Annotated in this window: 11 protein-coding genes; 9 read left to right on the top strand and 2 right to left on the bottom strand. The window is 64.1% G+C overall.

Annotated elements, in window-relative coordinates; genetic code table 11:
• Positions 1-2: 2 nt before the first annotated feature.
• The 7 genes from mltB to FVW59_RS01620 all read left to right on the top strand — a co-directional run bounded on the left by mltB (position 3) and on the right by FVW59_RS01620 (position 8,700).
• A complete protein-coding gene (mltB, locus tag FVW59_RS01590) occupies positions 3-989 on the top strand; it encodes a lytic murein transglycosylase B (RefSeq protein ID WP_148062476.1) in 987 nt (328 codons plus the stop codon).
• A complete protein-coding gene (locus FVW59_RS01595; RefSeq protein WP_148062477.1) occupies positions 986-1,813 on the top strand; it encodes a septal ring lytic transglycosylase RlpA family protein in 828 nt (275 codons plus the stop codon). The genes mltB and FVW59_RS01595 overlap by 4 nt, the downstream gene beginning before the upstream one ends.
• Before the next feature lie 51 nt (positions 1,814-1,864).
• The gene (locus FVW59_RS01600) at positions 1,865-3,055 is read left to right on the top strand and encodes a D-alanyl-D-alanine carboxypeptidase family protein (RefSeq protein ID WP_148062478.1); all 1,191 of its coding nucleotides are present in this window, start codon (positions 1,865-1,867) and stop codon (positions 3,053-3,055) included.
• Positions 3,048-3,320, top strand: coding sequence for a YbeD family protein (locus tag FVW59_RS01605; RefSeq protein WP_148062479.1), 273 nt, complete (start codon positions 3,048-3,050; stop codon positions 3,318-3,320). Before FVW59_RS01600 ends, FVW59_RS01605 begins: the two co-directional genes overlap by 8 nt.
• Positions 3,321-3,323: 3 nt before the next feature.
• A complete protein-coding gene (gene lipB, locus FVW59_RS01610) occupies positions 3,324-3,974 on the top strand; it encodes a lipoyl(octanoyl) transferase LipB (RefSeq protein WP_148062480.1) in 651 nt (216 codons plus the stop codon).
• 196 nt (positions 3,975-4,170) lie between these two features.
• Positions 4,171-6,423, top strand: coding sequence for a PQQ-dependent sugar dehydrogenase (locus FVW59_RS01615; protein ID WP_187275707.1), 2,253 nt, complete (start codon positions 4,171-4,173; stop codon positions 6,421-6,423).
• A 174-nt stretch (positions 6,424-6,597) separates the two neighbouring features.
• Positions 6,598-8,700 carry a PQQ-dependent dehydrogenase, methanol/ethanol family gene (locus FVW59_RS01620; protein ID WP_222711393.1) on the top strand — a complete coding sequence of 701 codons (2,103 nt, stop codon included), beginning with the start codon at positions 6,598-6,600 and terminating at the stop codon, positions 8,698-8,700.
• Positions 8,701-8,724: 24 nt separating this feature from the next.
• On the opposite strand, the gene FVW59_RS01625 is transcribed toward FVW59_RS01620, so the two are convergent.
• Together FVW59_RS01625 and FVW59_RS01630 are read right to left on the bottom strand one after the other, a co-directional pair.
• Positions 8,725-9,255 (bottom strand): response regulator transcription factor, encoded by a 531-nt coding sequence (locus FVW59_RS01625; RefSeq protein WP_148062483.1) that lies wholly within the window; start codon positions 9,253-9,255, stop codon positions 8,725-8,727.
• Positions 9,252-10,676 carry an ATP-binding protein gene (locus tag FVW59_RS01630; RefSeq protein ID WP_187275708.1) on the bottom strand — a complete coding sequence of 475 codons (1,425 nt, stop codon included), beginning with the start codon at positions 10,674-10,676 and terminating at the stop codon, positions 9,252-9,254. The genes FVW59_RS01625 and FVW59_RS01630 overlap by 4 nt, the downstream gene beginning before the upstream one ends.
• Between FVW59_RS01630 and FVW59_RS01635 the strand changes: the two genes are divergently transcribed.
• Together FVW59_RS01635 and FVW59_RS01640 are read left to right on the top strand one after the other, a co-directional pair.
• Positions 10,654-12,231: a peptide chain release factor 3 gene (locus FVW59_RS01635; protein ID WP_148062485.1), complete on the top strand. Its 1,578-nt coding sequence runs from the start codon at positions 10,654-10,656 to the stop codon at positions 12,229-12,231. The genes FVW59_RS01630 and FVW59_RS01635 overlap by 23 nt on opposite strands.
• A 28-nt stretch (positions 12,232-12,259) precedes the next feature.
• Entirely contained in the window at positions 12,260-13,375 is a 1,116-nt protein-coding gene (locus FVW59_RS01640; protein WP_148062486.1) for a GGDEF domain-containing protein, read from the top strand.
• The last annotated feature ends 10 nt before the right edge of the window (positions 13,376-13,385 follow it).

Below are 13,385 nucleotides of genomic sequence, written 5' to 3' on the forward strand. Positions count from 1 at the left end.
GTATGGTAAGACCCTTCATCCTCGCCCTGGCTACCACTGCGCTGATCCCCCTCCAGAGCCTGGCGCAGCACTACGGTGACAACCCGCAGGCGCAGGCAATGATCGAGGAGCTGGTCGCTGAGGAGGGTTTCGAGCGCGATACCCTGGAAACCCTGTTCGGCAAGGCCGAGCGGCAGCAGAGCATCATTGACGCCATCTCCCGCCCGGCGGAAAAAACCAAGCCCTGGTACGAATACCGCAAAATCTTCCTGACCGAAAAGCGCGAGCGCGAAGGCCTCGAGTTCTACGCCGCCCACCGCGAAACCCTGGAACGCGCGGAGGCGGAAACCGGCGTGCCGGCAGAGATCATCGTCGCCATCATCGGCGTCGAAACGTCCTACGGCCGTATCACCGGCAACTATCGGGTGATGGACGCCCTGTCCACCCTGGCCTTTGACTATCCCCGCCGCTCCGCCTTTTTCAGTAAGGAACTGAAAAACTACCTGCTGCTGACCCGCGACCAGGGCATGGATCCGATGGCCCTGAAGGGCTCCTACGCCGGGGCAATGGGCTACGGCCAGTTCATGCCCAGCAGTTACCGCAGCTACGCGGTGGATTTCGACGGCGATGGCAGAACTGATATCTGGAACAATCCGGAGGATGCCATCGGCAGTGTTGCCAACTATTTCAAGCGTCACGGCTGGAACGCCGGCGAGCCGGTGGTGAGCGCCGCCAGCCTGCAGGGTGAAGTGCCCGAGGACTGGTTTAACGCCAGTCTCAAGCCCGAGCGCAGCCTTGTCGATTACAGCGCCGCCGGCCTGCAGCCGGTGACCGAGGGCCTCGATCCGGCGCAGCCAGCGACTGCCATTCGCTTTGAGACCGAGCAGGGCTATGAATACTGGCTGGGGCTGAAAAACTTCTACGTCATCACCCGCTATAACCACAGCAGCATGTATGCCATGAGTGTTTACCAACTCAGCCAGCGTATCGCGGCCGGGGTGGCGCCGTGAGGTCCTTGCGCCTCAGCGGTGCACTGCTTCTGTTCGCAGTGCTGGTCACCGCCTGCTCCATCGGCCCGCAACAACCGGAGCCGCCACCGCCACCGCCGCCAGTGCCCAGCGAGCCGGAGGTGTCTGACGGGGCACCCCTGCGCCACATCACCCCGGATCAGGTAGCCGACGCGGTGCCGCGGCCGGATCCCATCCTGTCGCTGGGCAACAAAAGTCCCTATACGGTCAATGGAGAGACTTACGAGGTGCTCGATGAGCACCACCGTTACCGCGAGCGGGGTATCGCCTCCTGGTACGGGACCAAATTCGACGGGCGTAAAACCTCTAATGGCGAGGTCTATGATCTCTATGCAGCTTCAGCCGCGCACAAGACCCTGCCCATCCCCTGCTACGCCCGGGTGACCAACCTGGACAACGGACGCAGCGTGATTGTGCGGGTCAATGACCGCGGCCCCTTCCACTCGGATCGCCTGATCGACTTGTCCTACGGGGCGGCGGTCAAGCTCGGTTACATGGAACATGGCACCGCGCCGGTGGAAGTGGAAGTGCTGACGGTCGCCGGGGTGGATGATCGCCGCGGCACGCCACTGGGCGACTACCGCTACCTGCAACTGGGCGCCTACAGCACCGAGGATTCAGCCAGACAGCTCACCAGCCGGCTGGCATCGGAAATTGACGCCCCGGTGTTTGTGGCCCCGGTGGAGACTGCTGGCAAGTTGCTGTACCGGGTGCGCATTGGCCCGCTGAACAGCAATGAGGCGCTACTGGTGCTGCAGGAACAACTGGAGGCCGGGGGCTACGGCAGCGGGCAACTACTGCCCTGATTCCCGACCAATTTATTTTTCACCTCTGCTACACACAGGGTTTTCTGCTTTATGAAGCACATTGCAACACTGATTTTTCTGGTATTGACCACCGCCCTGGCACAGGCTTCCACCATTGTGCCCTCGCCGCCGCAGGTCGCGGCAGAAGCCTATATCCTGATGGACGCCAACAGCGGCGCCGTGCTGGTGGAGCACAATGCCGAGGTGCCTCTGCCCCCCGCCAGCCTGACCAAGATGATGACCGCCTATGTGCTGGCCGGCGAGATCGAGGCCGGCCGGGTCAAGAAAGATGACATGGTAGCGGTCAGCGAGAACGCCTGGTCACAGAACCCGCTGTTTGAAGGCTCCTCCCTGATGTGGATCGAGCCCGGCAAGGACGTGTCGGTGGAGGATCTGGAGCGCGGCATTATTGTCTCTTCCGGCAACGACGCCACCGTGGCGGTCGCCGAGCACGTGGCCGGCAGCGAAACGGCCTTTGCCGACATGATGAACAGCCACGCCGAAGCCCTGGGCATGACCGGCTCGCACTTTGTGAATTCCCACGGGCTGCCGGATGCGAATCACGTGGTGACCGCCCACGACCTGGCGCGCCTGGCAGTGGCGATGATTCGCAATTACCCGGAACACTACGCCCTCTACAAGGAGCGCGATTTCACCTACAACGGTATCAAGCAGTACAACCGCAATACCCTGATGGCGGAAGATCCCAGCGTGGACGGCCTGAAGACCGGTCACACCGAGGAGGCGGGCTATTGCCTGGTGGCCTCCGCCGAGCGTCGCGGCATGCGCCTGGTGTCGGTGGTGATGGGCACCGCCAGCCCCAACGCGCGCAAGAACGAAACCCGCGGTCTGTTGAACTACGGCTTCCGCTTCTTTGAAACCGTCAAACTGTTCAGCGCCGGCGAAGAACTGGAAAAACCGCGCATCTGGAAAGGGGTGGAGGACAATCTCTCAGTTGGCCTGCTGGACGAGGCATTGGCCACCCTGCCGCGCGGCAAGCAGGACCAGCTCGCCACCGAGCTGGTGCTCGACGAGCCCCTGGTGGCGCCGGTGGCCCGCGGTGACCAGGTCGGTACTGTGCGCCTGACCCTGGAGGGAGAGACCGTGTTCGAAGCGCCGGTGGTGGCTTTGCAGGCGGTGGAAGAGGGGGGCTTTTTCTCCCGCCTCTGGGACATGGTGCTGATGTGGTTCTCCTCCCTGTTCAGTGCCGAACCGGGAGCGCAGGTGCAGGGCGATGAGTGAGCTGCAGGATCCGCCGAAAATCGAGTTTCCCTGCGACTACCCGATCAAGGTGCTGGGGCGCGACAAGCCCGAGTTCCGGCCGACGGTGCTGGCGGTCTTTGAGCGCCACGCCCCCGGCTTCGACAGTGAGACCATAGTGGTGAAGGGGTCCAGCAAGGGCACATTCATGTCTCTCACCATCACCATCACCGCCACCGGGCCGGAACAGCTCAAAGCCTTGCACGAGGAGCTGATGGCCAGTGGCCTGGTGCAGATGGTGATTTGAGCGGTGCCGGAGCTGCTCTGCAAGCGCCTCGGCCAGGTTGACTACCTGCCCACGTTCGAGGCGATGAAAACCCTCACCGATGAACGCGACGACGACAGCGCCGACGAACTGTGGCTATTGCAGCATCCGCGGGTGTTCACCCAGGGCCGTGCCGGCAAGGCCGAGCATGTGCTGGCGCCCGGGGATATTCCTGTGGTGCAGGTGGACCGCGGCGGCCAGGTCACCTATCACGGCCCCGGCCAGTGGGTCATCTACCTGATGGTGGATGTCAAGCGCCGCGGCCTGGGGGTGAGGGCGCTGGTGGACGTCATCGAACAGGCCATCGTCAAGTTGCTGGCGTCCTACGGCATAGAAGCCGCGCCCAGAGCCGAGGCTCCCGGGGTTTACGTGGGCGCCGACAAGATCGCCTCACTCGGCCTGCGCCTGCGTCGCGGCTGCAGCTATCACGGGCTGTCCCTGAACGTCGATATGGATCTGGAACCCTTCAGTCGCATCAACCCCTGCGGTTACGAGGGGCTGCAGGTGACCTCCATGGCGCGCTGCCTGCCGCAGCAAACGCTGGATATGGATCGGGTTGGCGACAGCCTGCTGGCCGCACTGGCCGCCGAGTTGGAACAGGCCAGCGCAGGCACCCGGGCAGGGGTCTGCAGGTGATGTAAACGCCTGCATGTCGTCCGGGAGGGTGCCGGGAGAGTGCTGGGATAACGCTGAGAGAGCCCCGGGGATTGAGGGCCAGTGGACTGCGCCAGTCAGCGGGCTAGACTGTGAGAGTCGCCACCGGAGACCTGCTGTGTGTTCCATTAAACCATTACCGGGCCGCGCGCTCTGCCTGAAGACAGTAAAACCCACAGTGACGGGACGTAGTTCAGGGTTCTGGCAGGCGCTTCGCCGGCGCACAGCCTGCCTGTTGCTGAGTGCCGCGCTGGCCGCCTGTGGCGGCGGCTCCGGCGGCAGTTCTTCCAGCGCCCCCGAGCCGCCAGCACCACCCCCGCCCGGCGGCGAGCCCGCCCCCGGTGACCCGCCCTTCGGGCTGACCGAGCGAGCGCCGCTGGCGACCCTGCGCCTGCCCACTGAACCGATAGCCGGCGGCAGTGTTGGCCTGGAGCGGCGTTTTCCGGCCCTGGCTTTTCCCTCGGCCCTGTTTGTCGCCGCGCTTCCGGCTGAACCGCGCCTGGTGGCGGTGCGCCAGTCGGGTACCCTGGAAGTGTTTGCCAGTGACAACGCTGCCGGGCAGGCCAGGACCGTGCTCGATCTCAGTGAACGCGTGCTGTTTGCCGGTGAGCAGGGTCTGCTGGGCCTGGCCTTCGATCCGGATTTCCTGGCCAATCGCTACATTTACCTGCACTACAGCGCGGACAATCCCCGCCGTTCCGTGATCTCGCGTTTTCACTGGGATGCCGCCACCGACGCGGTCGATCCCGGCAGCGAGAAAGTCATCCTGGAAGTCCTCCAGCCCTTCGCCAATCACAACGGCGGCATGCTCGCCTTCGGCCCCGACGATTACCTGTACATCGCCTTGGGGGACGGCGGCAGCGGCGGAGATCCGCTGAACAACGCCCAGGACACCGGCAATCTGCTGGGCAGTATCCTGCGACTCGATGTCCACCCGGCAGATCCGGCGGCGCCCTATGCCATCCCGCTGGACAATCCCTTTGTCGACAACCCAGCGATCCGCGACGAGATTTGGGCCTATGGCCTGCGCAACCCGTTCCGTTTTTCCTTCGATCGCGTCACCGGCCTGATGTGGATTGGCGATGTCGGGCAGAACGCACTGGAGGAAATCGATATCGCCAGCGGCGGTGAAAACTTCGGCTGGCGCGTGTTCGAGGGCAGTATGCACTTCGACGCTTCGCTGAATACCCTCCCGGATGCCGCCTTCACCGGGCCGGTATTCGAGTACGGTCGCGAGCAGGGCGTGGCGGTGATCGGGGGCTATGTCTACCGTGGCAATGCAATCCCGGCGCTGGCCGGCCGCTACATCTACTCGGATTTCGGTTCCGGCAATGTGTGGGCCCTGCGCTTCGACGGCCAGCGGGCGGTGGACAACGAACTGATCGCCCGGGCCAATGCGCCCACCTCGCTGGGCGAAGACAGTGACGGCGAGCTGCTGGTGGTGGACCGCCAGGGCCAGCTGCACGGTTTTACCCAGAGCGCCGGCGGCAACCCGCCGGATCGCCTTTCGGAAACCGGGCTGTTCACTGACCTGGCCAGCCTGGCACCGGCTTCGGGGTTGATCGAATACACGGTCAATCATGCCTTCTGGTCCGACAATACCCGCAAGCGGCGCTGGCTGGCGCTACCGGACGGCGCGCACATTGCCTTTGACGCAACCGGGGCCTGGGGTTTCCCCGTGGGCAGCGTTACGGTCAAGCACTTTGAAATACTGACACGGGAGGGCGATCCGGCCTCCGCCGTGCGCCTGGAGACCCGGGTCATGGTGCGCCTGGAGGCGGGCTGGGAAGCGTTTACCTACCGCTGGAACACCCAGGGCAGCGACGCCACCCTGCTCTCTGGCCGGCAAACCCGGCGCCTGCAGATCGAGGATGCCAGTGGTGGGGTCGGCGAGCAGGTTTACACTTTTCCCTCCCGCACTGATTGTTTCCGCTGTCACACCGCGGCTTCCGGACGTGTGCTCGGTATCCACACGGCGCAGTTGAACCGCGACTTCAACTACAGTGGTGTCACCGATAACCAGCTGCGCAGCCTGAACCATATCGGCCTGTTCGACGTCGATATTGGCGCCGCCGCCAGCTATTCCGCCTACCCGGCCCGCGACGACAGCGGGGCGGAGCTGAACAAGCTGGCGCGCGCCTATCTCGCCGTGAACTGTGCGGCCTGTCACCGGGAGGGTGGCACTGCGCCGGTGCAGATCGACCTGCGCTTTAGCACCCCGCTCGGGGATACCGGATTGATTGACCAGCCGCCCCTTGCCAGTACTCCTGGCATGGAAAATGCGGTACTGGTGGCGCCAGGTGCCCCCTCCGCAAGCCTGTTGATCGACCGCGTGGCGCGCCGCGATCGCTTCGCCATGCCGCCGCTTGGCAGCCATCTGGTGGATGAGGCGGGTGTGACCCTGCTGAGCCGGTGGATTGAGTCGCTTTAATTCCCGGCCGGTTTAATTGTTGGCGCTTAAAACATAGCGCCGCCAATGTACAATTTCCCCTTCGTTCGTGACGACTTCCCAGCCAGATACCAATAAGAGGACAGGATGGTTTTGATCTTTCGTGCGGGTGCGCCCGTATTGCTGTTGTTTCTAGTGTTGGCGGGTGGCGCCGCAGTGGCCGCACCTGTGTCGCTACCGGTCAGCGGTGAGCGCCTGCTGGCGGCCGACCGCGAGCCGCAAAACTGGATGAGCTACGGCCGCGATTACGCGGAGCAGCGTTTCTCGCCGCTGCAACAGGTAAACCAGTACACCGTGGAAAACCTGGGTCTGGCCTGGTACTTCGAGAGCGACAATCACCTGGGGCTGGAGACAACGCCCCTCGTTATCGACGGCGTGATGTACTTTACCGGCGCCTGGAACAAGACCTTTGCCGTCAACGCCGGCAACGGTGAGCTGTTGTGGCGCTTTGATCCCGAGGTGCCGCGCAGCAAGAGCATTACCGCCTGCTGCGGGGCGATAAACCGCGGCCTGGCCGCCTGGGGCGAGCGGCTGTTTCTCGGCACCCTGGACGGTCGCCTGATTGCCATCGATCGCGTCAGCGGTGAAGAAGTCTGGTCCACCCAGACCACTGACCCGGAGCAGGCCTACTCCATCACCGGTGCGCCTCGGGTGGCCAAGGGGCTGGTGTTCATTGGCAATGGCGGCAGTGAGTTCGGCACCCGCGGCTATGTCAGCGCCTACAGCGCTGAAACCGGCGAATTGCGCTGGCGCTTCTACACCATACCGGGCAACCCGGAAGAGGGCTTTGAGAACGACGCCATGGAGCGCGCCGCGGCCACCTGGAACGGCGAGTGGTGGCGGTACGGTGGCGGTGGCACCGTGTGGGATTCCATCGTCTACGACCAGGAACTGGACCAGCTCTACATCGGCGTTGGCAACGGGGCGCCCCACAACCGCCGAATCCGCAGCCCTGGTGGCGGCGATAACCTCTTTCTCAGTTCCGTGGTGGCGCTGGACCCCGACACTGGTGAGTACCTCTGGCACTACCAGGAAGTGCCCGCCGAAACCTGGGATTACACCGCCACCCAGCAGATGACACTGGCGGATATCGAATGGCAGGGGCAGCAGCGCAAGGTGATTGTGCATGCGCCCAAGGCGGGCTTCGTCTACCTGATCGACCGCAACACGGGCAAGTTGCTGTCGGCGGAGCCCTATACCACTGTCACCTGGGCCAGCCACTACGACATGGATACCGGCCGCCCGGTGGAAGTGGAAGGGCAGGACTACGACGGTGAAATGGCGGTGGTGTTTCCCTCCGCCATGGGCGGGCACAACTGGCAGCCCATGGCCTACAGCCCCGCGACAGGCTATCTCTACATTCCAGAACTCGACATGGGTATGCCCTTCGATGAGATCAGCCCGCCCGACTACAAACACCTGAAGCGGCATTTCAACACCGGCTACCACACCGACAGTGGCGACACCGGGCAGCGCTTCAGCCAGGCCATGATGGCCCACCTGCCCAAGTCCCACCTGCTGGCCTGGGATGTGGAACAGGCGAAAATCGCCTGGAAGCTGCCACACCCGCATATCCATAACGGCGGGGTGCTGGCGACGGCGGGCAACCTGGTGTTCCAGGGGACCTCCGATGGCCGCATGCTGGCGGTGCAGGCCGAGAGCGGTGAAGTGCTGTGGCAGTTCGATACCCAGAACAGTGTGCTGCCGGGCCCGATCAGCTACGAAGTCGATGGCGAGCAGTACATCGCCGTGGCCGTGGGGCGCGGGGGCGTACTCACCAGCAATACCGGTCGCGCCTACCCCACCGGCAATCCAAACAACCGCATCATGGCCTTCAAGCTGGGCGGTGCGGCATCCCTGCCACCGTTTGAGCGACCCGAGCGGCCTTTACCGCCCCCCAGGACTGATGCCAGTGATGAGGAGATTCTTGCCGGTCGCGCCCTGTTCGACCGCTTCTGTGCGCGCTGCCACGGCGCCAATGCCGTCGGCGACGGCTCGGTGCCGGATATGCGCTACCTGGAGCCGGTGTGGCATGAAAACTTTGAAGCCATTGTCCTTGAAGGGCTGATGGAGCAGGCCGGCATGCCGCGATTTGACGACGTGCTCGACAGCGGCGATGTGCGCAACATCCACGCCTACGTCATCGAGCGCGCCCATGAGGATCTCGAGCTGCGTCAGGAAAGTGGCTGGTGGGCGACGCTGAAAGATGCGGCCGCCGATGCCGGCGCGCGCGTAGTGAGCTGGTTCCTGAGGCCCTGATCGCTCGCTATTAGCGGCGATCGGCTAGCGCCTGACCGGCCGTTTCTGCAGTTTGCGCTGCAGGGTGCGGCGGTGCATTCCCAGGGCGCGGGCAGTGGCGGAGACATTGCCCTCATTCTCGTTCAGTACGCGCTGAATGTGCTCCCACTCCAGCCGGTCCAGCGAGGTCGGCTGCCCGGCTACCGGCTGTTCCGGTGCAGCCCCGTCGAAGGCGCGCAGCACTTCGTCCACCGTGGCGGGCTTGCACAGGTACTGGGTGGCGCCGGCCTTGATGGCGTCCACCGCGGTGGCGATGCTGGAGTAGCCGGTGAGCACCACCAACCTGGCCTGCGGCGCCGCCTGCAACAGCTCCGGCAGGGCCGCCAGACCCGACAGCTCGGGCATGTTGAGATCCAGCAGGATGTGGGTGGGCGCAAAAGCCGGACAGGCATCCACCGCCGCCCTGCCGCTGTGGCAGGTCCGGGTGACAAAACCGCGCCGGCCGAAACCCCGGGCCATGACCGCGGTGAATACCTCGTCGTCGTCCACCAGCAGGATGCGTTGCAATGAATTCATTGCGGTTCTTCCGGCTGCAGGGGGAGGGTCAGAGTGGCAAGGGTGCCGCCGCCCGCGGCATCGGCCAGCTGCAGGGTGCCGCCGTGGCGTTCGGCGGTGGCCCGGCTGAGGATCAGGCCGATGCCCAGCCCGCCTTCGTCGCCGCCCTCGCCGGGCTGGGCCCGCAGCGAGGCGCGCACCGCGGCAGGCGCGCCGGGTCCCCAGTCGCGCACCTCGATACTGGCGGCGTCCGTATTCCAGTCGATGCGCACCCGCAGTTGCTGCGAACCGGTATCGGCGGCGTTATTGAGCAGGTTTTCCAGCGCCTGGGGCAGAGTCTGGTCGTAGGCGATGCAGGGCTGTACGCCGTCAGTGACGATCTCGGTGCTGCAGGATACCCGCGGCCGGCGCGCCGCCCAGTGCTGCACCGTGGCATCCACAAATTCACCCACCCTGCGCTGCTGGCGTTTGCCGGCGGCGCTGGCTTCGGCGGTCTGGCTCAGGTCGGCCAGGATGGCGCGACACTGCAGTAACTGCCGCTGCAGCAGGCGGCAGTCCTCGCGGGCCGGTTCCGGCAACTGCGGGTCGCTGAGCATTTCGTCGACGACCACCGTCATGGTGGACAGCGGCGTGCCCAGTTCGTGGGCGGTGCCGGCGGCGAGGCTGGCCACGGCCAGGATCTGGTCGTCGCGCAGGTGGTTTTCCCGCAGGGCCGCCTCGCGCGCTTGCTGGCTGCGCAGCACCGCGGCCATGCGTACCACGAAGTAGGTGATCAGGCCGACGCTGAACAGGAAGTTGAACCACATGCCCAGGCGGTGAATGCCGCCGCTGTCGCCATGCACCATGCCGGCGTGGGGCGAGAACAGGGGGAAGGGCTGGCGGTAGTAGAGCAGCAGGCTGTAAGCAAGCACCGAGGCCCCGGCTATCAGCCAGGTGTAACGCCAGGGCAGCACCGCGGCGGCGACGACCACTGGCACGATGAAATAGGACACGAAGGGGTTGTCGGCGCCGCCGGAGCAGTACATGAGCACGGTCCAGCCCAGTACATCCACCAGCAACTGGGCCAGGAATTCGTCCTGTCGCACCGGCCACGGGCGGGTGGTGCGCCACAGGCTGGCCGCGGTAATCAGGGCCAGCAACAGCAGCGCCGTGGCGAGTCCGAACATGCTCTCGGTGGTGCGACTGGCCAGCAGCACCCAGCCCAGTACCCCGGCCTGGCCCAGCAGGGCGATGGCGCGAATCGCCAACAGGCTGCGCAGGTTGGTCAGGGAAGGGTGGTAGGTGCTGGTGGCGTCGGAAGTCACCGCGCCATTATAAAGGGGCGACAGGCAGCCGTCCTGTGGCAATGCGTCGCAGGCGGGCTCTGCGCGGGCGCCCGAAAGTGCGTATAATCCGCGGGTTTTCATCCCGGTCAGACCCATGGCAGAACTCAGCAAAGACATCGCCGCGCGCCGCACTTTCGCGATCATCTCGCACCCCGACGCCGGTAAAACCACGATCACCGAGAAGCTCCTGCTGCTGGGGCAGGCCATCCAGGTGGCCGGCAGTGTAAAGGGCAAAAAGGGCCCCCACGCCACCTCCGACTGGATGAGCATGGAGCAGGAGCGGGGTATTTCCGTTACCTCCTCGGTGATGCAGTTCCCCTACCTCGGGCGTACAGTCAACCTGCTGGACACCCCCGGGCACGAGGATTTCTCCGAGGACACCTATCGCACCCTCACCGCCGTCGACTCGGCGCTGATGGTGATTGACGGCGCCAAGGGGGTGGAGGATCGCACCATCAAGCTGATGAATGTGTGTCGCCTGCGCGACACCCCTATCTTCAGCTTCGTCAACAAGATGGACCGCGACATCCGCGACCCCATTGAACTGCTGGACGAAATCGAAGAGGTGCTAGCAATCCAGGGCGCGCCGATCAACTGGCCCATCGGTATGGGCAGCCTGTTCAAGGGTGTCTACAACCTCTACACCGACACCATCCACGTGTTCACCCCGGGGCAGGGCAGCGTATTACCCGACGACAAGCGTATCGAGGGACTCGATTCCGGCGCCGCCCGCGACCTGCTGGGCGAGGATTACGACAGCTTCGTGGAGGAAATCGATCTGGTGCGCGGCGCCAGCCACGAATTTGACCTGCAGCAGTTCCTGGCCGGCAAACTCAGTCCGGTATTCTTCGGCACCGCCCTGTCCAACTTCGGCGTGCGGGAAATGCTCGACGATTTCGTCCAGTGGGCGCCGCCGCCCCTGGACCGCGAGACAACCGAGCGCACAGTTGGCGCCAGTGAGGAAAAATTCAGCGGCTTCGTGTTCAAGATCCAGGCCAACATGGATCCGCGCCACCGGGATCGCATCGCCTTTCTGCGGGTCTGTTCCGGCCGCTACAGCAAGGGCATGAAGATGCGCCACACCCGGCTCGCCAAGGATGTCAAAATCGCCGATGCGGTGACCTTCAAGGCGGGGGAGAGGGTGCTGGTGGAGTCCGCCGTCTCCGGCGATATCATCGGCCTGCACAACCACGGCACCATCCAGATCGGCGATACCTTCACCGAGGGTGAGGAACTGCAGTTTACCGGCATTCCCCACTTCGCCCCGGAACTGTTCCGCCGTATCCGCCTCAAGGACCCGATGAAGTCCAAGCAGTTGCAGAAGGGCCTGCAGCAGTTGTCGGAAGAGGGGTCTACCCAGGTTTTTGCCCCCATCAGTAACACCGACCTGATTGTCGGCGCGGTGGGACAACTGCAGTTCGAGGTAGTGTCCTACCGCCTGAAGGACGAGTACAAGGTGGAGGCGATGTACGAGCCGGTTAATGTCTACACCGCTCGCTGGGTGCACTGCAGCGATGCGCGCAAGCTGGAGGAGTTCCGTAAGAAGGCGGCCGACCTGCTTTCCATCGACGGCGGTGGCCACCTCACTTACCTGGCGCCGACGCGAGTGAACCTCTCACTGATGGAAGAGCGCTGGCTGGATATCGAGTTCAGGGCGACGCGGGAGCACTGACAGTGTTGGCGCAGCTGGGCAGAATTGTTTGGACTGCGCCTGCACCGGCGACATTATCACCGGGCTGGATTGCGTGAAGATCTGGCGCCGCAATCATCCGCAAATCACTGTAGACGACCCGCGCTATCGGCAGGTTTCGCTGCTGTACAGCATCCTGCTGATAATGATGATCTACTGCTCGGTCATCGGCACCCTGAACGTGGTCTTGTTCAAGGATATGCAAACGGCGCTGTTTGATTACGCTGGCTTTTTCAGCGCTGTGGCCATTTACGTCTATGTGTCGCGAACAGCCCAGTTCCGGCGGGCCAGCTGGGCGGCGCTGTTGGCGCTGATTGCCGTTCTGGCCAGTTTCACCTTTGTCGCCAGGGGCGCCACCTATTCGCTGATCTGGGTGACGGTGTTGCCGCCCATCGCTTTCTTCCTGCTCGGCCTGCGCGCCGGCACCTGGCTATCAGCGACCTTTACCGCAGCGGTTTTGCTGTTTTTGTTGGCAATCACCGACAAGTGGGAAAGCGGCCCATTCAGTATTGCGGCGCTATTGAACTTCGCTGAAGTCATGACCGTACACCTGCTGATTTTTCGCCACTATGAACGCTCCCGACTGGAGGCTTTTGAGCAGCTGCGGCTGGGGGCGTCGATCGACCGCCTGACCGGATTGTTCAACCGGGAGCGACTGGACGAGCTGTTGGCCGACACTCTGGCGCAGGCCCGGCGCGGGGGGCAGAACACCGCTCTGATCATGCTGGATGTCGATCACTTCAAAGCCGTCAACGACCGGTATGGGCATTTGCACGGCGATGTGGTCCTGCAGCGGCTGGCCCACCAGTTGCGCGAGAACGTGCGCCAGACCGACCGTGTCGGCCGTTGGGGAGGCGAGGAGTTTCTGGTTATCTGCCCGGATACCGATGCCCGCGGTGCCGGTATCGTGGCCGAGAAAGTCCGGCAGGCTATCGCCGCCGGGAAAATCGATTCGATGCCGATGCCCACGGTGAGCCTGGGGGTGGCAGCGGGCAGCGGAGAGGTGGCGGCCAGCAGCCTGTTGCAGGCCGCGGACCGGCAGCTTTATCGCGCCAAGCGCGAGGGTCGCAACCGGGTCTGCATCGAACGGCAAGCCCCGGAGAGCGAAACCAAAGTGAGGGCTTGAAGCGTGGCGG

It is taken from the genome of Parahaliea aestuarii, assembly GCF_008064635.1.
Classification (GTDB): Bacteria; Pseudomonadota; Gammaproteobacteria; order Pseudomonadales; family Halieaceae; genus Parahaliea; species Parahaliea aestuarii.